The organism is Micromonospora sp. CPCC 206171 (assembly GCF_036906755.1).
GTDB classification, from domain to species: Bacteria; Actinomycetota; Actinomycetes; order Mycobacteriales; family Micromonosporaceae; genus Micromonospora; species Micromonospora purpureochromogenes.
This window is the reverse complement of the sequence record NZ_JBAKHT010000013.1, coordinates 133,454-154,365: the sequence shown is the minus strand read 5'-3', so window position 1 is coordinate 154,365 and position 20,912 is coordinate 133,454. Positions and strand designations below refer to the sequence as shown.

General features: G+C 67.8%; 20 protein-coding genes and 2 pseudogenes. 5 read left to right on the top strand and 17 right to left on the bottom strand.

What is annotated here, in order from left to right; genetic code table 11:
- Positions 1-182: 182 nt before the first annotated feature.
- The gene (locus V6U89_RS17200) at positions 183-881 is read right to left on the bottom strand and encodes a putative quinol monooxygenase (RefSeq protein WP_334572220.1); all 699 of its coding nucleotides are present in this window, start codon (positions 879-881) and stop codon (positions 183-185) included.
- A gap of 494 nt (positions 882-1,375) precedes the next feature.
- Between V6U89_RS17200 and V6U89_RS17195 the strand changes: the two genes are divergently transcribed.
- Entirely contained in the window at positions 1,376-1,645 is a 270-nt protein-coding gene (locus V6U89_RS17195; protein WP_334572218.1) for a hypothetical protein, read from the top strand.
- On the opposite strand, the gene V6U89_RS17190 is transcribed toward V6U89_RS17195, so the two are convergent.
- From V6U89_RS17190 to V6U89_RS17170, 5 genes are all read right to left on the bottom strand, one after another.
- Positions 1,634-2,368 carry an FAD:protein FMN transferase gene (locus tag V6U89_RS17190; protein ID WP_334572217.1) on the bottom strand — a complete coding sequence of 245 codons (735 nt, stop codon included), beginning with the start codon at positions 2,366-2,368 and terminating at the stop codon, positions 1,634-1,636. The genes V6U89_RS17195 and V6U89_RS17190 overlap by 12 nt on opposite strands.
- Positions 2,365-2,850: an FMN-binding protein gene (locus V6U89_RS17185; RefSeq protein WP_334572216.1), complete on the bottom strand. Its 486-nt coding sequence runs from the start codon at positions 2,848-2,850 to the stop codon at positions 2,365-2,367. The genes V6U89_RS17190 and V6U89_RS17185 overlap by 4 nt, the downstream gene beginning before the upstream one ends.
- 51 nt (positions 2,851-2,901) lie before the next feature.
- On the bottom strand, positions 2,902-4,293 hold the full coding sequence (locus tag V6U89_RS17180) for a ferredoxin reductase family protein (protein ID WP_334572215.1): 1,392 nt from the start codon (positions 4,291-4,293) through the stop codon (positions 2,902-2,904).
- A gap of 292 nt (positions 4,294-4,585) precedes the next feature.
- Positions 4,586-6,001 carry a multicopper oxidase family protein gene (locus tag V6U89_RS17175; RefSeq protein WP_334572214.1) on the bottom strand — a complete coding sequence of 472 codons (1,416 nt, stop codon included), beginning with the start codon at positions 5,999-6,001 and terminating at the stop codon, positions 4,586-4,588.
- A gap of 111 nt (positions 6,002-6,112) precedes the next feature.
- Positions 6,113-6,295, bottom strand: a complete 183-nt coding sequence (locus V6U89_RS17170; RefSeq protein WP_334572213.1) for a hypothetical protein — start codon at positions 6,293-6,295, stop codon at positions 6,113-6,115.
- Positions 6,296-6,776: 481 nt separating this feature from the next.
- Between V6U89_RS17170 and V6U89_RS17165 the strand changes: the two genes are divergently transcribed.
- The gene (locus V6U89_RS17165; protein ID WP_334572227.1) at positions 6,777-7,148 is read left to right on the top strand and encodes an ArsR/SmtB family transcription factor; all 372 of its coding nucleotides are present in this window, start codon (positions 6,777-6,779) and stop codon (positions 7,146-7,148) included.
- Between the two features lie 804 nt (positions 7,149-7,952).
- Here the strand turns inward: V6U89_RS17165 and V6U89_RS17160 are convergent.
- The 4 genes from V6U89_RS17160 to V6U89_RS17145 form a co-directional block, all read right to left on the bottom strand.
- Positions 7,953-8,741: a class I SAM-dependent methyltransferase gene (locus V6U89_RS17160; RefSeq protein WP_334572212.1), complete on the bottom strand. Its 789-nt coding sequence runs from the start codon at positions 8,739-8,741 to the stop codon at positions 7,953-7,955.
- 74 nt (positions 8,742-8,815) lie between these two features.
- Positions 8,816-9,019: a cold-shock protein gene (locus V6U89_RS17155; RefSeq protein WP_091456013.1), complete on the bottom strand. Its 204-nt coding sequence runs from the start codon at positions 9,017-9,019 to the stop codon at positions 8,816-8,818.
- Positions 9,020-9,211: 192 nt separating this feature from the next.
- Complete coding sequence (locus tag V6U89_RS17150; RefSeq protein ID WP_334572211.1) at positions 9,212-10,639, bottom strand: DEAD/DEAH box helicase; 1,428 nt, start codon at positions 10,637-10,639, stop codon at positions 9,212-9,214.
- A 1,320-nt stretch (positions 10,640-11,959) separates the two neighbouring features.
- Complete coding sequence (locus V6U89_RS17145; protein WP_334572210.1) at positions 11,960-12,262, bottom strand: DUF4193 domain-containing protein; 303 nt, start codon at positions 12,260-12,262, stop codon at positions 11,960-11,962.
- A 979-nt stretch (positions 12,263-13,241) separates the two neighbouring features.
- Here V6U89_RS17145 and V6U89_RS17140 point away from each other — a divergent pair.
- Positions 13,242-13,475: pseudogene (locus V6U89_RS17140) on the top strand (IS701 family transposase); the annotation flags it as partial.
- 94 nt (positions 13,476-13,569) lie between these two features.
- On the opposite strand, the pseudogene V6U89_RS17135 reads toward V6U89_RS17140, so the two are convergent.
- Positions 13,570-14,273, bottom strand: a pseudogene (locus V6U89_RS17135) (IS701 family transposase); the annotation flags it as partial.
- 313 nt (positions 14,274-14,586) lie between these two features.
- Positions 14,587-14,790 (bottom strand): STAS domain-containing protein, encoded by a 204-nt coding sequence (locus V6U89_RS17130; protein WP_334572209.1) that lies wholly within the window; start codon positions 14,788-14,790, stop codon positions 14,587-14,589.
- 177 nt (positions 14,791-14,967) lie between these two features.
- Here V6U89_RS17130 and V6U89_RS17125 point away from each other — a divergent pair, with 177 nt between their 5' ends.
- Entirely contained in the window at positions 14,968-15,576 is a 609-nt protein-coding gene (locus tag V6U89_RS17125) for an ATP-binding protein (protein ID WP_334572208.1), read from the top strand.
- Between the two features lie 168 nt (positions 15,577-15,744).
- Here the strand turns inward: V6U89_RS17125 and V6U89_RS17120 are convergent, their stop codons facing one another.
- The 5 genes from V6U89_RS17120 to V6U89_RS17105 all read right to left on the bottom strand — a co-directional run bounded on the left by V6U89_RS17120 (position 15,745) and on the right by V6U89_RS17105 (position 19,869).
- Positions 15,745-16,044, bottom strand: coding sequence for a helix-turn-helix domain-containing protein (locus V6U89_RS17120; RefSeq protein WP_334572207.1), 300 nt, complete (start codon positions 16,042-16,044; stop codon positions 15,745-15,747).
- 602 nt (positions 16,045-16,646) lie between these two features.
- Positions 16,647-17,114, bottom strand: coding sequence for a hypothetical protein (locus V6U89_RS17115; RefSeq protein WP_334572206.1), 468 nt, complete (start codon positions 17,112-17,114; stop codon positions 16,647-16,649).
- Between the two features lie 186 nt (positions 17,115-17,300).
- Complete coding sequence (locus V6U89_RS17110; RefSeq protein ID WP_334572204.1) at positions 17,301-17,693, bottom strand: hypothetical protein; 393 nt, start codon at positions 17,691-17,693, stop codon at positions 17,301-17,303.
- Positions 17,674-17,742, bottom strand: coding sequence for a hypothetical protein (locus V6U89_RS30200; RefSeq protein ID WP_442933939.1), 69 nt, complete (start codon positions 17,740-17,742; stop codon positions 17,674-17,676). Before V6U89_RS30200 ends, V6U89_RS17110 begins: the two co-directional genes overlap by 20 nt.
- A 48-nt stretch (positions 17,743-17,790) precedes the next feature.
- Positions 17,791-19,869, bottom strand: a complete 2,079-nt coding sequence (locus tag V6U89_RS17105; RefSeq protein ID WP_334572203.1) for a hypothetical protein — start codon at positions 19,867-19,869, stop codon at positions 17,791-17,793.
- A gap of 328 nt (positions 19,870-20,197) precedes the next feature.
- Between V6U89_RS17105 and V6U89_RS17100 the strand changes: the two genes are divergently transcribed.
- Complete coding sequence (locus tag V6U89_RS17100) at positions 20,198-20,572, top strand: hypothetical protein (RefSeq protein ID WP_334572202.1); 375 nt, start codon at positions 20,198-20,200, stop codon at positions 20,570-20,572.
- Positions 20,573-20,912: the final 340 nt, after the last annotated feature.

Genomic DNA, 20,912 nt, shown 5'->3' with positions numbered 1-20,912 from the left:
GTCCTGCCCCCGAACATGTTGATTGTGCCAATCGAAGCGCCTGCGTCGCTCGGGTGTTCGGCGCGGACATGATCGGCGCATCGTCGAAGCGTGGCAGCGGAAGGGGCTGAACCCCACCCGGGGCGAGCCCACGTCCGACGCCGAGCAGACCCAGGACCGGGACGCCGGGCAGCCCGGCTGGTCTAGCCGGCGGGCTGGCTGACCATCGCCATCATGTGCGCGGTCCAGGGGACCACCAGGCGCCCGTCCACCTCGCCGCGAACAAACCGGTAGAAGTTTGGCGTGTTCATGTGCTTGGCGAGCGCGTCCTGGTCGGTCCAGTTCTCGTAGAAGAACATCACCGACGGGTCCTCCCGGGACTGGTACAGGTCGTAGTCGAGGCAGCCCGGTTCGGCCCGGGTCGGCTGCACCATCGTGAGGTGGGCCCGACGCACCGCGTCGACCGCACCCGGCCTGCTGGTGAAGAACGGGACGAGGGTCACCTGGGCGGGGGAGTTCGCGGTCGCTCGGGTCCGGTCCGGTCTGGCATCCGGGCTGGTGAGCGGCCGCGCGTAGCTCAGCGTCGGCGCAGCCACCAGATCCGGCACCGCCTGTTCGTCCAGCAGGGTGCGGACGTGCTCGCTCGCCGTGTGGTGATCAAGGGCAGCCTGGTCCCGCCAGTTGGCCAGCACGTAGAACGCGGCCGGATTGTTCTTCAGCCGATGAAGGTCGTAGCTCACGTTGCCCGACTCCGCGCGTGACGGTCCGACCAGCTGCAGCAGCACGTCACACACGTCGGATTCGCGGCCGGGCTTCGCGACGAACTGGGCGAGCACGGTGACCTGGTCGGGCGCCGGCGAGGGCGATGCCTCGTCCTGTCCAGCGGCTCCGCTCGCACCCATCTGCTTCCTCCCGATTGCCGTTCCCTGCCGGCACCTGCCTCGCCAGGGCATCCGATGGTGTGAATGAATCCCGGCGCTTGCTCTCTCCGCAGCGTATGTCCGCACCGGGCGGTGATTGGCCGGAATGACGCAGTACGGGACGTGGGTGGCAAGATCAACGAGACTCATCGCGCCTGGTCCCTTCCCCGGCTTTGTCAGCCCGGCCCGGCGGATTCACGGCGCGCGTCTGACCCCCTCGAAATGTCCACCAGAGAAACGGAACGGCGCCTTTACCCGGCGCGCGGCGTTCATGCCGGCAACTGTGCTGCTCCACCGCAGGCAGCAGCGACCGGCCTGCTCTACGCCGGCCCGCCGCGGTTTCCCTGCTGAACGGTGTCCCCGGCCGACGCTGGCCGCGCTGAACTGTCGGAGGCCGCGTCGCCGCAGGGGCTACGGGAGCGGCGTCCGGCGCGGGGGCGGCGACCGTGGGCGGCTCGGGGGCACACGCCGACGAGATGGAGTACGAGGACGACGGGCGCGTGCAGTTCGGGGCGGAGAACCAGGGAGTCTTCGTCATGTTGTTGGACCCGACCGAGGCCGACCCGGTCGTTCAGTACGACGGACTCCCGGTCATCGCCGTCGCTGGCCCGCAGCCGGGCAACCGCAACGACACGATCGTTTACCGCACCCCTGGCATTGATCCGAAGCTGGACGGGCGGCCGGTCACCGACTCTCCGGGCGTGTTCATCCTCGCCGGCGAACCGGCCACCGCGTTAGGCGGGTAGTGGCCAGCCGGGTGTGGCCAGTAGGGCGCCGTCGTCGCCGACGAGCAGGGCCTCGTACCCGGGTAGTGTGGCGAGCCAGGTCACTGCCTCGGGCCCTTGGGCGGCTGCTGCGGTGGCGTACACGTCGGCCCAGGTCAGGGACGGTCCGATGACGGTGATCGAGCGCAGGCCCCGGGCGGGGGCGCCGGTGTGCGGATCGACGATGTGCGCTCCGCGGTGTGCGCTGCCCGAGGTGGCGACGGCCCCGTCGACGACCTCGATGGCGGTGAGGAGCTGATCGGGCTGTGCCGGGTCCTCGATGCCCACGCGCCAGGATCCGCGTACCGTCATGTCCCCGCCGGCGTTCAGGTAGGACTCGTAGCCGTCCAGGTGCTGCGCGGCGCGCTCGACGGCCCAGCCCTTGACGAGGCCGGACGGGTCGAAGCGGGTGCCCCCGCCCGGTTCGGGGAGGTAGGCGTTGAAGTAGCCGTCGGTACGCTGTCGGGCCTGCTCACACAGGTCGAGTACGACGTCGACCAACGGATGGTGTACCGGTTCTCCCCGGTTCAGCGCGCTCACCCGGCTGTCCGGGCGGTACGTGCTGAAGATGGCGTCCATTCGGCGCAGTTCGGCGAAGGCCCCGGCGACGGCGTGTGCCGCCGCCGGGGAGTCGGCGTCGGGGCCACGTAGGTGCACGCTGACGGGCAGACCCATGATCTGCTCGACGAACGCCTGCCTGGTCACGGCTTGGCCTTGAACTGAGCGGAGTCCAGCGCGGCCTGCAGCGACTCGGTGTAGCCCTGGCTGGTCAGCGTCGCCCCGGACACCGCGTCGATCTGCGCGCTCTGCGCGGCGAGCGCCTCCGTGCGCAGCTGCGGCACCGCGTGCTTGTTGATCTCGCGGGAGCGGTTGTTGTCGTTCGGCACCGTCACCGGGCTGATGTCGGTGATCCGGCCACCGCTGAGGTGAGCCTGCACCTGGACGTTCCCCCGCTTCGTCTGCACCACGGGGCCGTCGGCGACGGTGGTGGAACCGGACCGTGCGACGGTGCCCTTTGACGTCCCGGGGTCCGCCGGCGCACCGGGGCCGGTCACCACGCCCGGCGCGGTTGCGCCGTCAACGGTTCCGGCCGAGAGCGAGCTGCCGGGTCCGGTCGACGTCTTGTAGCTGAAGAGAAGTACCACCACGGCGATCGTGGCGAGGAACCACATCGTGATCTTACGCATGTCGTCCTCCTCGGGTCGGATTGTGAGCGCCATGCGGAATGGGTGGCCGAGTTACCAGGTGAAGCGCTCAAGATGAATGCGCTGCGCCGGCACGCCTGTCTGCCGAGCCGCCCGAACGACCGTTTGCATCCACTCGTCCGGTCCGCAGACGAACACGTCGTGCTGCGCGATGTCCGGGACAAGCTCACGCAAGGCTTTCGCGTCGTCGCCGAACCCCGCCGGCAACCATGAACCCGCCCGCCCGCGCGGCCCCAACAGGTACTCCACGCGCAGGCCACGGACGGCCGCGAGGCGCTCCAGTTCCTGGCGAAACACCAGGTCTTCTGCCGAGCGCGCCCGGTACAGCAGCGTGGCGTCGCCCGGCGCGTACGGTAACTCTTCCAACAAGGTCCGCAGCGGGGTTATTCCGATACCGGACGCGATCATGGTGACCCGCGCAGCCGTGCGCCGGGCGGCCGTCAGCCGGCCGTACGGCCCCTCAACCAACACACGGGTACCCGGCCGTAACTCTGACACCGGCTCGCTGCCCTCACCACGGGACCGCACCGTGATCCGCAGCGTGTCCTCACTCGGTACCGCGGACAGCGAGTACGGATGGCCGCGACTCCAACCCGGGCCGCTCAGGAACCGCCACTGGAAGAACTGCCCGGCGCGGGCCGGCAAACGGTCCAGATGGCGGCCGCGCAGGTAGATCGAGTGAACGCCGGGAGCCTCCGGGACGACTGCGTCGACCGTGAGTCGGTGCCGCAGCGTCCGCCAGGCCGGCAGCCCGAGCCGGAAGGCGACCACGGCGCCGGCGCACGCGGCGTACGCGGTCCACCAGTACAGCGTCGCGGCCCGGGAGCTGGTGAAGTCGGCCCCGGTCCAGAGCTGATGCGGCAGCGCCAGGCCGACGCCGAGGTAGGCGTACAGGTGCAGCAGGTGCCACGCCTCGTAGCGCAGCCGCCGCCGCGCGGCCCGCAGGGAGGTGAGCACGACCATCGTCAGGGCGGCCGCCCCGGCGGCCGCCAGCAACATTCCCGGGTACGTGGTGACGAGCGACCACGCCTCGCCTGTCACCGAAACCCCATCCGTCGCGGCATACCCGACCGTGATCAGCAGGATGTGCGCAAGCATCAGATTGAAGGACGTGAACCCGACGACGCGGTGCCAACGGGCCAGCCTGTCCTGACCGTAGGTGCGCTCGATCCACGGCACACGCGCCATCAGCAGCACCTGGATGAGCAGCAGGTCCGCCGCGACAAGCCCGGTCAACCGGCCCAGCGACGTCAAACCCGCCGCCCAGCCACGAAGACCCTGCACACCGCCGCCCCGCACCCAGAGCGCGACGACCACCAGAAGGCTGACCGCCGCGGCCGAGGCGATCGCATCAGCCCACCACGGCCATGCGGCGGTTCGTACGGGCCTGGCCGCCGCGTCGACCGACCGCGCCTTCCCAGTCACAAGACCCCCGTCCCGCACCAGCCCTGTTCGCCCATTAGCCGTCGGAGTTCCCCATTGCCATCTCCGGAATCCACCGGCGAGCGTGTGGTGCCATCGGAGAATCGACCAGACCTCACACCGGACAGAGATGATTGAGCTGTCCTCAGCTACGCTGACCCGCTACGACGGGGCCAGCGAGCGGTGCACGTCTTCCACCCGCACTCGGTCACACAGCGCCTCACGGCGCACCGTAGCTCCGCGCCGAACCCGGCCCTCAGAGATGCGGGGCGGATCTCCTCGCCGAACGGCCCAGTTACTTGACTATGTTCAGGATCGCCATCATGCCCGCATCCTCGTGCTGCAGGATGTGGCAGTGCAGCACGGACTTACCCGTGTAGTCCGCGAACCGAATCCGGATGACTATCTCTCCGTTGGCGGGCAGAAGCGCGGTGTCCTGCAAGCCGTGGCTTTCCTGAGCTTTGCCGTTCGTGCTCAGCAACTGGAAATCGTTGGTGTGGACGTGGAAGGTGTGCTGCTCGTTGCTCTCGTTGCGGACTGTCCATTCCTCTACCGTGTTCAGCTTGGACTGGATGTCCACCCGGTTCTGATCGAACTGCTTGCCGTTGATGAAGAACTGCTTTGTTGCTTGGTTTTCGGAGAACACGACCGTTTGCTTTGCGTCGACCCTGGCGTTGCGGAAGTCCTCTGTCGGCGCGAATGCCGTTGGCAGCGGCACCCGAGCCCTCGGTTCTCCTTCCGAGACCAGGGTGGCCAAATTGGCCTGGGGAAACTGGTCGCCGCCCGCTCCGGTGTTGTACGCCAGCGTCTCCAACTGTGTGCGGCCGGGCGGGCCGCCCCGGACCAGGACGTCGAACCGGGCGCCGGCGGGGAGGAGAAGCGTGTCCGCAGCGAAGATCCGGTTGACGGGGTTGGCGTCCTGGGCGATCACCTGAAATTGCTGTCCCTGCAGGCGCAACTGGTAAAAGATGTTGGCGCTGATGTTGGCCAGCCGCCACAGTTGAGTCTCACCCGGACGGATCTTGATGGTCGGGTTCAGTTGGCCGTTGACCGTGCGTTTGGTGGTCGCGCTGATATCCAGATTTTCTGTTTTGATCCCGTCGCCTTCAACCTGGAAGTCCTTCAGTGCGACGACGTGTTCCGGGATGTCGCGTAGCTCCGGTGGCAGGTACTTCTTGAGTCCGTCCACGATGATGATGCCCGAGGCGCCGCCGGCGACCTGTGCTTCGGACAACGGGTGCGCGTGTGAGTGGTACCAGTAGGTGCCCGGGGCGAGGTTGCGCGGGAACTGGTAGGAGTAGTGGAACGTCTCGCCGGGGTGGATGTGTGTAAGAACGTTGTCGGAGTTGCCGCGGGGTGACACGTGCAGCCCGTGCACATGCAGGTTCGTGGGCTCGCCCAGCCGGTTCTCGAACGCCAGCTCCAACCTGTCTCCCGGCCGGAACCGCAGCGTGGGTGGCATGTAGTGGCCGTTGTAGGCCATGGCCCACAGCTTGCGGCCGGCCACGTCCACCTGCCGTCGCTCCAGGGCAATCCGCACCCGTAACACCCCGTCCTGGCTCACCCGCTGCTCCGGGTCCCGCAGCGGGAGCCCCGTCTGCTCGGACGATGACGGCGACGGGGTTCCCGGAACTTCCCGTATCACGAAGTAGCCGCCCGCCACGGTGAGCAATTCCAGGATTGCGACGAAGAGCCAGGTTCGATATCGCATTACCCCCCCCGGGGCGTACCTGCTTACGTCAAGCACCACGCTCTGGAGTGCACGGAATTGGGTGTGGCGCCAGCGTCCTCACCGCCCTGCACATCCGGGCGCCCCTTGCCCTCACCGTACGACATCCGCCGGATGTGCGTTCCCGTCTGGCAGACCTCCACTGATCAGCGCGTGCAGGCCGGCGATCCCGCCGATGCCCTCCTCGAGTTTCGCCTTGCCCAGCCAGCTGCCGGTCTCGTCCTGCACCTCGACATCGTGGTGATCCTCGGCCCAGTCGTCTCCCACGAACAGCACGTCATCCCTCCCGCCAGTTTCCACAGTCAAGCGAGCTGCCTGGCAGTATCCGGGAGAACTTCCGCAAGCTAATGGTCAAGTGGCTCACGCCGGAACGAGTCTGCCGCACCCGACCCGGTAGCTCTCATTAGCAACGGCACCAGACCGCCGGACCGTGCCACGAGCGCGGACGCCGGCAGGCGGTGAGGCAGCGCTAACGACCGGGTCCGACGGCCGACGAGCACAGCGCCTACCCGTTGCGGCAGCCGGCCCTCCGGGGCTGCGTGGCCGCGTCGCCGGTCTGCTCACGCCACTGGCCGCCGTCGGCCTGGACGAGGCGCTTCACCATCTGTGGCCCAAGGTCCCGACATGCTGGGCCGACGCAGACACTCGCCCGTCGGGGCGCGGACACGGCCGGGACGAGTTAACACTGCTCCCTACGCGCGAACGGACGGTGACCTGGTCCTGGTTCCACCGGCCTATTGATGGTGTTGGTGCAACGATGGAAGACGTGGGAGCTGCGAAAACTGCTACGCCCGTTACCTCGCCTCTTGCTGGCGAGCCGATCAAGCGTGCCGATGCCGAGCGGCTCGCGGGAGTGCTGAAGGCATTCGCCGACCCGGCCCGGCTGCGACTGCTCAGTCTGATCCAGTCCGCTCCGGAGGGCGAGGCGTCGGTGAGTGACCTCACCGCGCCGCTTGGTCTCTCCCAGCCGACCGTGAGTCATCACCTTCGGATCCTCACCGAGGCCGGCCTGCTCGAGCGCGAGAAGCGGGGCGTCTGGGCGTACTACCGCCTGGTGCCGTCGGCGATCGCGGCGGTCGCCGACCTGTTGACGCCGCCGCGCAAGCGGGCGACGAAGAAGGCCCGCTGAGCGGCACTGCCGCAGGCGGGCGCCGGTGCAGAGTTCCCAGCCGCACGTCGGCAGCCCCGAAGTCGTCGAGGTGGTGGCGGCGCAGTGGGTGCTGCCTAAGCGTGAAGTGCTGGTTGGTACGGAAGCCGGCGCCAGCCGCCCCACCGCCCTCGTTCGCCAAACAGCGCCAGTCGTACGCTTGTACGATGCGCTGGTGCGGGAAGTGGCGGGGCGCTGGTGGAACGGCATCTGCGGACGGCTGGGCCGCCGGGACGTGTGGCTGACCAGCGAGGTCCGGTGGAAAGTCATCGCCCGCGCTGGCGACGCCGAGACGGGTCGGGTACTGCGGCGGGAGGGCACTGTTGCATTGAGCGTTGGCAAGATCGAGGCAGGCTTGAGCCCGACCAGCCATCGGCACCCTGATGACTCGGATGGCAGTGGGTTCTACTTGATCAAGTGCGAGCGAACCGCAAGGCGGTTGGAGCCGAAAAGCACTCCGCCAGGGCGGCCGACGAACAGGCGGCTGCCCGGCAGGTCGAGCCCCAACAGGGGCCGAAGGCGATGCTCTCACAGTTGGAACACGACGTAGGCGAGACCTCGTAGCGCCGGGTCAGGCCGGGCTCGGCGGGAACAATTCTCCGTCGAGTGGTGGCAGCCGGTGGGAGCCACCGCCGGCGCCGGTTAACTATGAATGTTCACGACCCCGCCGGCCAGCCCCTGCGGGTCGAACAGGTCGAGGCCGTCGCTCTCGGACCGGTTGTCGTAGACCGTCTCAGATGCGGCGCTCGCCCGCACGGCGCCAGTGGCGCTGGCAACAGCTTCGCCTCACTCACGGGTGCGGCAGTGAAGGGGTTCACGCCGCAGCCGTGTGGCCCGGCCCCGCCGGTCGTCCACCTTGTCGCGTCGTGGCTTGAGCACGCTCGTCAGGTGAAGCTGCGCGTCTTCCGGAGCGCCGCTCATCGGCGCCTCGTACGTCGCCACCCGCTCCAGCCAGTCATGGGCCAGGTGGCCCCGGTCCGGATCGCCAACAAGGACCCGAGCGCCCTTCGCCACGACGCGGGCGAGGAACGGCAGCATCCGGGCCGCCACAGACGGGTGGTAGAGCGCGTCACCGGCCAACACCACATCCACGCCGTCAACGTCGCCGTCAAGCAGGTCACTCGACGACAGGGTCAACTCGACGCCGTTGGCGTGGGCGTTGGCGTTGATTGCCGCGATCGAGTAGGGGTCGATGTCGTTGGCGGTGACTCCGGCGGCGCCGGCTATCGCCGCGGCGATAGCGACCAGTCCGGAGCCGGATGCGACGTCGAGGACATGGCAACCGGCCACGGTGTCCGGGTGATCGAGGATGTAACGCGCGAGACCCTGCCCGCCGGTCCAGGCCGACGCCCAGAACGGCGGCGGGAGGACGTGGCCCGCCTCGGCTTCGAGTCGTGCCCAGAGGACGATCGCGTCCTCGGCCATGACCAGTCGCACCTCCGGCACCAGCGGCACCGGGGCCAGCCGGAGCCGGTCGATGCTGGCGGTCCCGGCCGCGTACTCGGGGGCGGACAGCGCTTGCAACACCAGCGGTTTGAGGCCGGGAAGGACCGCGGTGTCGGAACGGACCGGCATTCGCCGGTCCGTGGTCTCAGCCACCACCGTGGCGACGGGCGAGGCCTCGACGCCACGGCTTGGCGGAGTCAACGTCAGACCAGACGGATGTTGGCGGCCTGAAGGCCCTTCTGGCCCTGCTCGACGTCGAACTCGACCCGCTGGTTCTCTTCCAGGCTGCGGAACCCGCTCGATGAGATGGCCGAGAAGTGGGCGAAGACGTCAGCGCCGCCACCATCCTGTGCGATGAAGCCGAAGCCCTTGTCCGCGTTGAACCACTTGACTGTGCCGAGTGCCATGTCTTCTCCTTTGAGTAGCGGATGGAGCCACGTACGGGCCCTCGGTTGCCGCCGCTGCTGGTCCGGAAGAACCGGCAGGACAAAAAGCGCCTGGCGGGTTAGATACCCACCAGGCGCTGGCAAAGTATGCGACAAACCGAAGGTTGCAACCCGGCGAGGCTAGCACGGGCGCGCGGCACGGTGATTTCGCTGTCAGCGCTGACCGCGCCGGCTACCAACCCGCGTGCCGGAAGAGAACGCCGCCGCGCCCCGTGGCGCGGACGTGGTTTCCGCGGCACTCGCCCGACGACTTTCCGAGCCTCTCCCGCGCGCTGCGCTGGCGGTCGATCCGCCCGCCGCCGTGCGCGGATCCGGGCGCCGTGTGGCGCTGTGGCCTCGTCCGTGATGTGGCGCCGTCGTCGCTACGGGAGGCGTCACGAAGCGGCGCTCGCCCGGGGCGAGTTCGGTGAGCAGCGAGTCACCGGGCCCAAGCCGGGTGATCGTCGGGTTGATGCCGGCCTGGCGGGTGAGGTCGCGCACGTCGGTGACCTGGTCGTCGGTCATCAGGGTGACGACGGTGCCGCTCGCTCCGGCACGCGCGGTCCGCCCCGAGCGGTGCAGGTATGCCTTGTGCTCGGCGGGCGGGTCGGCGTGGATCACGAGAGCTACGTCGTCGACGTGGATTCCGCGCGCCGCGATGTCGGTCGCGACGAGCGTGCGGGCGTCGCCGGCGGAGAACGCCGCCAGATTGCGGGTGCGGGCGTTTTGCGCCAGGTTGCCGTGCAGCTCCACGGCGGGCACGCCCGAGGCGACCAGTTGACTGGTCAGCTTCTTGGCGCCCCGCTTGGTGCGGGTGAATACGAGCGTTCGCCCCGGGGCGGCGGTCAGGTCGATCAGGACGGGGAGCCGGTCATCGTGACGCACCCGGAGCACGTGGTGGGTCATCGCGGCGACCGGGGACATCGCCGAGTCGACGCTGTGGGTGACTGGGTTGGAGAGGTACCGCCGTACGAGGACGTCGACGCCCGCGTCGAGCGTCGCCGAGAACAGCAGCCGCTGGGAGCGGGGCGGTGTCTTGTCGAGGAGTCGCCGTACGACCGGCAGGAAGCCCAGGTCGGCCATGTGGTCCGCCTCGTCGAGCACCGTGACCTCGACGGCGTCGAGGATCGCGTGGCCGTTCGAAACGTGGTCGGCGAGCCGGCCGGGACAGGCGATGAGGATATCGACCCCGGCACGCAGTGCACCCACCTGCGGCCGCGCGTTCACCCCACCGAAGATCGTCAGGGTCCGCAGCGACAGCGCGGTGGCCAGCGGTGCGATCGTCGCTTCGATCTGGGTCGCCAGCTCGCGAGTGGGCGCCAGGATGAGCGAGCGCGGGCGGCCGGGCAGCCGCGGAGACGTGGCGGCCGAGAGCCGGGCGAGGACCGGGAGAGCGAAGGCGTATGTCTTGCCCGATCCCGTCCTGCCACGACCCAGCACGTCGCGTCCGGCGAGTGAATCCGAAAGCGTCGCGGCCTGGATCGGGAATGGCGTGCTGATGCCCGCCTGCTCGAGCGCGGCGACCAGGTGGCCGGGCACGCCAAGGTCGGCGAAGGAGGTGGGTGTGACAAGGGGTGTCTTGCTGGGGCGGCGTGCCGCCATGGGAGTCTCCGAACGTGGAAGGGGTCGCCCTGCACGGCGCTGACCGATTGGTCGCGGCGCGTGGTGGTCGACATCAGAGGCAGGCCGTGGTCGGAAACCGGCGGACCCGTTGATCAATCTACCCGCACCCCGGCCCAGGCCGTGCACGATGGCTTTCTGGGTTAGGGTTCGACGGGCCGAGCGAAACGGATCCAACGCCCCCGGCGAGCGGCCGGATCCGCCCCGCTCATTTTCCGCACCCGGCTTGCATGTGCGAGCGGGTGGGTCGCGCGTTGGCGCGCAAACTTGGAGCAGCTCTTGACTGATGTAACCGCGCATGACTCGAATTTGTTCCGTGGAGCACCGGGAGCAAATGGGGCTTTCGACCACACACCTGCCGTCGACGTAAGTTCGGCTGCGATGACCCGCCTGCGCACTCCGTTCCGTGTCGAGGGTGACGCCGACCGGAAGCCGACGACTCGTTAGGCATCACGACGCAACGGGGCCCAGTCGGTAAGGGCTACCACGCGTGTCGGTTCGACGCGTCGCAGGTACCGACGTCCTGTGCAGGTGGATCAGCACGTCTCCACGACTGGACCACCAGATCGGGCGGTGGCGGTGGACGGCCGCTCGGCCCTGCCCACGCACGTTGTCGCGTCGGCCATCCCGATCAACGTGTCCCCGTCGAGGGTGCTGCCGCGACCCGCGCGCGCCGCACCCATCGTGACCCCGATCGGGGTGGTCGCCCCAGTGCAACAGCGCACGGTGTAGGCGCCGCCCGTCTCGCCGCCGGCGATGAGAGTCGGACAGCTCATGACATGACCTGCTTGGGGTCTGACTGGATGGCTGGGAGGTACGTGCGCCGAGGCGGTCGAACGTGTCGCCCTCGGCGCGCTGTTGAATCGCTTCGATCGGTCCGTGGATGCGCTCGCCGGACATCTGCTCAGAAGGCATACGTGGCGTCGCGAAGGCGGCGCTCCGCGGATGCGTCCTGTGCCTGCCCGGTCAGGTCTCCCAACTCTCGTCCACAATTTGTGGGTTTCCCGATCGCACTGACCGTCTTCTCAAGATCATTAGGGTTCGTCTTTCCGCACAGTGCTATACGGTCAGCAGGTGAGAATCAAACGTCACTGGTGGAACGGGGACCGGAGTCCGCGGGGGCGTCGCGACGTCTACATCCGCACCGACGGCCAGCGATGGGAGGTAGAGGCGCAGACCGGCGGCATCGCAGGTCGGTCGAAGGTACACCCCTGTCCGGGTCGGGCGTCTGCGGAGATCCTCGCCGGCGCATGGCTGGGTGGTCGTCCGGAATGGCGGGAAATGGTGGCCTGACAGTGGACGTCAGGAGCACTCCTGGCAGATCTCCCGGCCGTCGGGCTGCGCGGCGAGCTGACTGCGGTGGTGCACCAGGAAGCAGCGCGCGCATCGAAACTCGTCCGGCTGCATCGGCACGACCGCCACGGTCAGTTCCTCGCCGGACAGGTCCGCGCCGGGCAGCTCGAAGTTCTCGGCAGCCTCGGCCTCGTCGAGGTCGACTCTTGCTGACTGCGGCGACGCGCCGCGCGCCTTGAGTTCCTCCAGGCTGTCGTCTTCAACCTCAACGGCGGGTCGGCGCGGTGCGTCGTAATCGATGGGCTTGCTCATCGTGATGGCCCCTCCGACTTGGATCATGGGACTCACGACGGTAGACCGCGGCCCATGTCGTGGCGCTCAAGCGAGCGGTGGAAGGGTAGCGCTCGCCCTTGGATGCGAGGGGCGCCATAGGCAGTGATCGCCATCCCGGCGGAGAATGACTCCCCACTCCCCCGGCCATGGCCGGCCCCGAAAGGCACTGCGAGACGATGTCCCGGACCGGTCGTTGCCGTCTGTCGCCCTCGCGAAGAGGTAATCCGTGACCGCGACGCGAAGTGCGCGCCCGCGTTCTTGCCTCTGAAAGCATCGACATTCCTGCGTACCCCGCCGCAAGCGCCGAGGCCAACGCGTACGCGGAGAGACGGGTGCGCACGGTACGGCACGAGTGCCTCGACGGGATCACCCCCGCACTTGCTGACGACCCTGGCCGAATACGTCACGCATTACCACGAGCACCGACCGCATCAGGCCCGATATCAAAGCATCCGCTTGGCGCAAACCGCGATGATCATCCTTCGGTTGACTGAGGCCGTCGAAGTACGGAGATCCTGCTGCTCGCGCGCTGCTTCCCCGCCACCATCGCCGCGGACACCCGCCGTGTGCCGACGAAGGCTCCACCAACGGATCAGCCGCTTCGGCGGTTACCCCACTGGCGCGGGCTCTGGACCGAGCCCCGGCCGCCGAGGCGCTGACCCTTTCCATACGGTTGAGGCGAGGCGACCTTGCCCTTCCCGCGTCGGGCAGCCCGATTTGCGTCAACGGCAGGCCCGTCGGTCTCGGTCTCGGTCTCGGCCGTGGTTGGCGTGTCGGCATCCTCGGCGTGGGCGTCTTGAACGGGCTCAGGCTCCGACATCGGTATCTCCCTGGATTCGTGGGGCTTTCTGCGGGCCATCGCCAGCCGGCGGACGCAGACTGCTCCGGAAGCTCGGCGAACTGCGTGACGCCGGGATCTTAGTACTGCAACGGCAGTTGCGGATGCGTGTGGTGCATGATGTCTGCCGTGGCGGTGACGGAGGTCGATGCGTGGGCGGCGGAGTTGGATCGGTTGCACGCGCGGATCGCGGGTCGGTTCCGGCGGGCTAAGCCGCGGGCTCGGGTGCGGCAGTACCTGTGTGGGTTGGCTGCCGGGCCGGAGCGGAAGAACGGCTGGACCCTTGCGGAGCGGGCGGGTGAAGCATCCCACCGTCACCTTCAACGGCGCGGAGATCTCCTTCACCATGCCGATCACCGGCGCGAGAGCACGACTCGTGTCGGTGGTCGAGATGAACGAGGGCCTACAACCGCAACCCTTCGACTGGCTCTGGCTCGATGACACCTGTGGTGATGCTGCGCCTGGCCAACAGCCAGTGGCCGCGGCCGGGTCGCCAGCAGATCCGCACCGGTATGCGGGCCCAGTCGTAGTCGCGGGGACCGTGCGCGCCCGGGCCGGCGGACAGCCGGCACCACGCCTGGGCGGGCAGGGCGGCGATCAGCTCGTCGGCACGCAGGTGCCTATCGTGGTGGTGATCATGTCGTCGTTGCGGCGGGTGGCCAGCACATAGCCCACATCCCGCTCTTCCAGCCAGACCCGCAGACTCTTGACCTGCCCGTAAGCTTCATCGCCGGTGACCCACCCGACCGGCACCCCGGCATCCAGTGCCCGAGCCAGCAGGGTCTTGGCGATCTGCGGCTTGGTCACGAACTCGACGTCGTCGGGGACGCCCGCGGCGCGGCACCGTTCACGGTCGTCGGTCCACGCCGCCGGCAGATACAACCGCCGGTCGATCAGCCCGTGCTCTTTCGCCGTGCGGTAGGCCAGAAACAATCCGACCTGACAGTTCTCGACCATGCCGGCCGTGCCGGAGTACCGCCGGGCCACCCCCGCCGACCACATGCCCTTCTTCAGCAAGCCGGTGTCGTCGACGATCAGCACACCCTGCGGGTCACCGAGATGCTCCACCAGGTAATCCCGCACGTCATCACGGACCGCCTCGACATCCCAGTCCGCCCACCGCAGCAACCGCTGCATCCCATCCGGCGACACCCTGCTCGGGGAGGCTTACCACTGCGAGGTGCATCCGGCCATCGGTACCCACGGAAGGTGCCTCCGCCTGTAGACCTGGTTGCTGCATCGAGGCGGCGAATGGCTGCGCTCGTGGGCGCGAGCAGCTTCGCGTCCACGAGCAATTGCCTATCGCCGCGGGTGACGAGTACATCGTGGCCATGAGTACGACCACCTCGCCACGTGACGTCGCCGCCAGCGGCTTCAAGGCGTAGCGCGGTGAGGTATTCGGCGGCTGCGGATCGGACCGCGCTGAGGGCGGACGGCTCGTGCCAGCACCGCGCTGCCCGACTGACTACCGGCCTGTCGCGTTGTCCGTGGACGGCAGATCGGCTTCAGCCGCCTGCACACTGTCATAGACATCGATAGCTCGATCTAGCGACGTGACCGTCAGGACTCTATGCACGGCGGGCTGCACCGCAGCGAGGCACAACCGACCGCCGACGTCACACAACGCCTTGAACATCACCACCAGCGCGCCCAGCCCGCTGGAGTCCATGAACCCCACCCCGGCCAGATCACCACTACCTGACGGTCACCGGCGTCAACCAACCGTTGTAGACCCTCGCGCAACTGCGGGGACGTCGCCATGTCCAGCTCGCCCTGCACCTCGAGCACGGTGCAACCCCGGCCCGGCCGGACCGACAACAGCAGACCCACAACAACTCCCACGCCGATGATCCCCGCTTACCCTATTCTGCCGGCGGGTGAACCGCCGCCGGCCGGCGTACGTCGCGCCGACACCCTGACCGTTTCACCTCAGCAATCCACGGGTAGTGCCGATCACAACCGGAGCATCCCGCCTCAACGTGTGACACAGTCGTCCGGCGCGGTCACGCACGGGCCGAGGAGGAACTGCGCAATGCGCGTGAGCATGACGCTGTCACTCCCGCGGCAACCGTCCTCGGTGACCCGCGCCCGCCATGTACTCACCACCCTGCTGAGCCTCACCGACGCCGCCGAGGACTCCCGTGGTCACCTCGCCGTGCTGATCACCGAGGCATGCGCCAACGCGGTGATGCACGCCGAGCCTGACAGCACCGTCGACATCACCATCATCATCGACGACGACGTCTGCCTGCTCGAGGTCGGCAACCGCGGCCGTACCCCCAATGGCGCCGGACTCGACGCTGAACTCCCCGCCCCGCTCACCGTCGGCGGCCGTGGACTGCCCCTGATCGCCGCACTCGCCGACACGGCCGCCTTCGTCGCGGGGCCACCGGATCAAGTGCTGCTCCGCATCACCAAACACCTCACCGACGTACCAACAGCACCGATCCGATGACCGGAAACGCCACGCCGGCTCCCAGCCGGCCATACGACGGCGAGCGAGTCAAGGCCCACTACCCGCTTCCCCCTGGCGTGATGCTGAGCCCTGGAGTGGGTACGACAAACGGTCCCTCTGGTGGAGAAGGACCGTAAGGCGATGAGATCAGGCAGCGTCCGCTTGCCGTTAGCGCTGGTGGTTCTGGTTGTGCCGGAGGGCTTCTTCGAGCTGGTCTTCGAGAATGATGATCCGGCAGGCGGCTTCCAGGGCGGTGCCTCGGTCAACCATCTCCCGGGCCCGCGCGGCAAGGCGCAACTGGTAACGGGAGTAACGGCGGTGGCCGCCGGCCGACCGGAACGGGGTGATCAGCTTTGCCTCGTCGAGGCGACGCAGAAAGTCCTGCGAGGCGCCGGTGATCTCCGCGGCGCGGCCCATCGTGTAGGCGGGGTAGTCGTCGTCACCGAACATGTCGTCGGGTTGGGCCATACATGTACCTCTCCATGGACGAGGGCCCCGGCGCTTTCCGCGCCGGGGCCCGGGGTTACGGGTCAAAAACACCATCTACCGACACGTTCGTCGGGTTGTCGTATCCGCACCTGCCGCCGTCGGCGGCTTGGGGTGCGAGGATCGCATAAGCGTGACCGGAGACCACCTCTCGTTCGATGGAAACTGCGGTGTCCGGCTCCAGAGGTCAACTGCGTCCTGGAGACGGGCGATCCAACGGTGTTCGGGCCCTCCCTTTCCTCTGCTTCCAATTTCTGTGGTGCCTGTCGTGCTGCCCGCCGGCGTCGGAGCCCCACGCGACTTCATGACCCCGGCCACGTGCGGCGGACTGTCCTGCCAGGCGAGCCCTGAACCAGCATCGGCCCACCTGCTTGCCCTGACCTGGAATTACGTCAGGGTCTTACCTTCCAATCCCACGTGCCTTACCTTGCCTTGCTGCGTGCGGTGATCAGCACTTCCACCGCTGTTCCGAGCGAGCCACGACATGTGTCCGGGCCCTGCGTAACGCTCGGTCTGCTTCGTCTGCGTCTTTGATGATCTCTGCTGTCAACGACAGGAACGTTACCCAGGCTTGCCGAGAATGTCTAGTGGTTCGGACCTAGACTTTCTCGGCGGCTGCCCCTGCTTTCAGTATCGCATCGACGGTTGTCCCGACGGCTGGTAGCAACCGTCGTCCCGCAGATGATGCGCCTGGTACACGCCAGCCGGCCGGTGATGCGGCCGCTGATCGCCGGTGGCGAGGGCATCCGGGCCGCTTTCGCCCGGCCGCCATGATCCTGACGCAACGGCCGCCCGTCATACGTCGGCAGGGGCTCGACCTCGGCGCTGTCGCGCCTGATCCACAGCCGCGACGCGGCGTCCTTGTCCGACGTGCCCTCGCCCAGGTAGTCGGCCCGGTCGACGCTGACCTCGTCCAGGTGCGCCGCGGCCGCCCGCTCCACGGGGTACCGGATGAACGGCCACACGAGGAACGCCGCCCCGACAAGCAGCCCGAGCGCCACCACCAGCACCCCCGCCACCAGCCACCAGGGCCGGGTTCCGGTCTTCAGCACACGATCACCTGGCCACCGCAGCGATGCGCGTCCGCGTCTCCCCACCAGTCGGTGTAACCCCTGAGGTAGTCGGCAGCATGACCACCCATGGGCTGGTCGGTGTGGTACTTCGATGGGTATGCCCCAGAGGCGATGTCTTTCAGGTAGCCTCCCCCACGTTGTAAATCTTGCCGGACCGTGGGAGGCCTACCGCCGGTCGCCTGTCGACAGGTGGGGCGCCATGTAACGGATCAGGGGCCCGTCCGGATCGTGGTAGGCGAGAATGATGTCCGGTACACCGACCGCCGATGGGTGCGGCTCCGCTACCTTCTGGTGGCTGACGTCGCCATTGGGTGGCGTGGGGACGGCGGCAGCTACGGTGATGTTCACGCGCTGCACCCCACGGTCGGTGTCCTTGGCCGATCCGGACATAATCACGACAACGGTCGAATTCTTCTCTTGCCGATCCGGCGGCTGATCGGTTGCGCCTACCGGGTTCGGCCTCGGGGGCAAGCATCGGCAGGCGCGGCCGCGGGCGTGCAGCGCTTGCGCCAGGTAATCGACCACCGCGAGGCGGGAGTTAGGGCAGGTCACCGCCACCCTTTCGGATCACCACCAGGCTCTGACTCACCTGCTGCAGGCGCGACAGGGTGGGACCCGGCTGTCCTCCCTGCAGCGTCGTGGTGACCAGTCCCGCCTATCGCCGCCCTCGTTGAAGTGCGGCTCGGAAGGCTGCGGCTTCGGACCGCAATAGTGCCGGGACAAGTCGCGGCGACCGGACCGCCGTGCCAATTGTGCTGCGGACAGCGTCCATGATCGTCCACGCAGGTCTCGGCATCGTCGGGTCACTGCGAATGTCGAGCGAGGTCGATGGCTCCCACAGCAGGTGGACGAACAGCGAACATGCCCGCAGCGCAAGGGCCGCCGTGGACGGGCTGGGCTCCTTGAGAATAAAGCCGTGTGCGACGTCATGGCGCAGGTTCTGGCCCGTCGGCCCGAGGAGAAAGGTACGGATGAACCGGTCCCAGTCTGGGTCGAAGTCGCGGCGAGCCAAGATATCGAGCAACTGGTCAAGCCCGACGTACTTGCCTTGGGCCTTGGTCCGGGCCACGGTGTACGCCGGCTCGTCGAGCAGCAACACCAATGCACGCGCCCCGGCCTCGACCCGGACGGCCGCTGTATGCAGGCTGCCCTCGTAGTCCCCTGACCAGTAGCGATGAAAGCTGCGGGCCAGAGCGGTCGCCAAGGCGACGTTGCCGGATCCGTTCCCGGCCAGAAACATGGAGAGTTCGGTGACGGGCGGCACGCCATGCAGTCCGACGATGCGGTCCAGCGCTGCCGAGAGCAGTTCTCCGGACAGCGTCATGCGCATTATCTCTGTGCGCGACAATTCGTAGGCGTCCCTGTCCTCCTCGGTTTCTGGACGCCATCGGGGCATGTTGTCGGCACCGATCAGCACAACGGAGGCTAACCGGCGAACGACGCTAAGCGAAGCGATGTGGCGCGATGTTCGCTCGTTGGAGGCTAGACCGCCAGATGGCGCCGGCGTCGCGAGCCAGTTCGACATGGACTCGCGCCAGTCGGCACCGTCGCTGGCACGCCGAACTTCGGCGTCAAGGATCGAACCCGGGATGGTTATCTGGGTAGAAATGCTTCGCAGGCCATGGTCGAACCTTGCCACGCGTTGCATCTCCCGCACGGCTTCATCCCGCAGGTCGTCCAGGTGGAAGGTCCGCGCGAGTCGCGCCGCCTCCTCTAGGAACCCCATGGCCACCATGGGTTCCCGCCCCACGGCAAGGTCGAGCCGCGTCTTCACCCGCACCCTGTGTGCCGCCTCGCGACGGGATGGGTCCACGAGGATGAGCAGATCCATGAGCTGATCCACGACATGATCAAGATCGGCGTGGTGGGCAGCCTCTTCCTCAATCAGGGACAACAGCTGCGCAGTCTCCGCCGGATCAAGAAGGCCACGGTTTGCTGCAAGAAGTGCCAGTGTCGACAGGGCTGAACCGACCTGTGGTCGCTTCGAGCGTACTCGGGCACCTGAAAAGTTCAGCGCCACGGCCACCGCCCGCTTGGTGATCGCCGGTCCGGTGGCGGCAGCAGCCGCGATACGCGTAAGCGACAGGGCACGGCCCAAGGAGAGCGTCAACCCGCGGTCGAGCCACCTCGCCTCAACGTCGTCATCGCCAGACCGTCGGATCACGGTCGACGGTGCCATCGCATGGTCCAGGTACGCAGCAACCGCCGCAGCGGCGCGGTCAGGTGTGCCCGTCCCACCGCGTAACACCAACATGTCCAAAAGCCTGGCCCGAGCAGCCGGATGCGTGACCTTGCCAGCAAGCCTCTCCCACGCCTCGGCTTCGGCGTCAGCTACGGAGCGGAGACGGGGTGGTGGCAACGCTTCCGTGTGGAAACCGGTCTTCCACCGCAGTTCCACCAATCGGCGCCCGGACTTGGTTTCCTCGGTAAGGAAGAATCCCAGCGCACGAAGGACGGGTTGCGTCGGGGCCGAGTCAGGGTCGATGCCGGTTCCACGGGCGAGCGTGTAAAACCGGTCCGGCAGGCTTGTCCAAGCCGTCGCCGTGGCGAAGGCAAGATCAACGAGGTGGGCCAGATCGTCCTCGGTGGGCGGGCGAAGCACTGGCTCACTGTCGGGAGCATCCGCGTCTGGGGGTGAAGCATCGCAGTCGGCAGTGTTCAACTCACCGCCGTCCGCCGAGCCGGTCAACTCTTCGACGTCTTCCTCGTTCGCCGGATCGCTTACCGCAGTCACCAGAACATGATCCCGGAATGCAAGTGAGTCCGTCAAAGACAATTCGCCTCAGCCGTTCCTGCGGGTTGAGCCTCTCCCGACCGGTGGGTCGATGAAAGTGACACCTCCGCGTCCTACAGTGCGGGAAGCGACAGTCACGCGGCCAGCTGCGGTGGTCATCTACTGCGGGTGAGTGGGCGTCGGGTCGGCGAGGAGGTGGGCACCGGTTGGCGGGGCCGAACGCCGAGCAGGTGTACCACGAGTTCCGTGGCAATTCGCAGGCGGACGTCACGATGTCGCTGCTGCGGTCGAGGCACGGTATCAGCGACGCGGACCTGCGCTTCGACAGTTGCCGGCCGATCTCCGCGCAACTTTCTCGACACGGACCCAGACCGTCTCCTACCTGACCAGCAGCGTGCTGAGCGAGGCCGCCCTCATCGCCAACCCGCTGATCGCCGGACCGGCACGCCACCTCCTCGCCGCGACGGCGCTCGCGGTGTTCCCCAACACCAGCCTCACCACGCACCTACCGTCCGACGACGTGACACCCCGCGGGCTGCGCCGGGCGATGGCCTACGCCGAGGACCACGCCGACCGACCAATCACCGTCGCTGAGATGGCCGCCGCCGCCGGCATCGCCCCCGCGGCCCGCAGGCAGCGTTCCGCCGACACCGAAACACCACCCCCACGCGCGCCGCCTGCTGCCCGGCTCGTTCACCTGTGAGGCCAGCGCGCAGATTGCCGAAGGTGCGGGGTGTCCCAGTGGCTGGAATTCCTATTTAGCCTGTAGGTATTAGGGGTTACTGTATGAGCCATGATCAGCCAGGGAACCCCGCTCGACGGCACCGCGGTCGCGGTGTCCCGGGGATGTTGCCGTGGCTGGACCGCCGCATGCGGCTGCTGCCGCTGAGCGCGCATCCCTGACTTCCCTCCACCGCCGCGCCGCTGGCTCGACGACGACCGGCTGCGTCTCCGGGATCCGATCAACGGCCGCTCGATGCCGCGTCGCACCCACACCTGCCCGGGCCGGCGCGTGCCCGTCGTACCTCGACAGGAGGAACGTC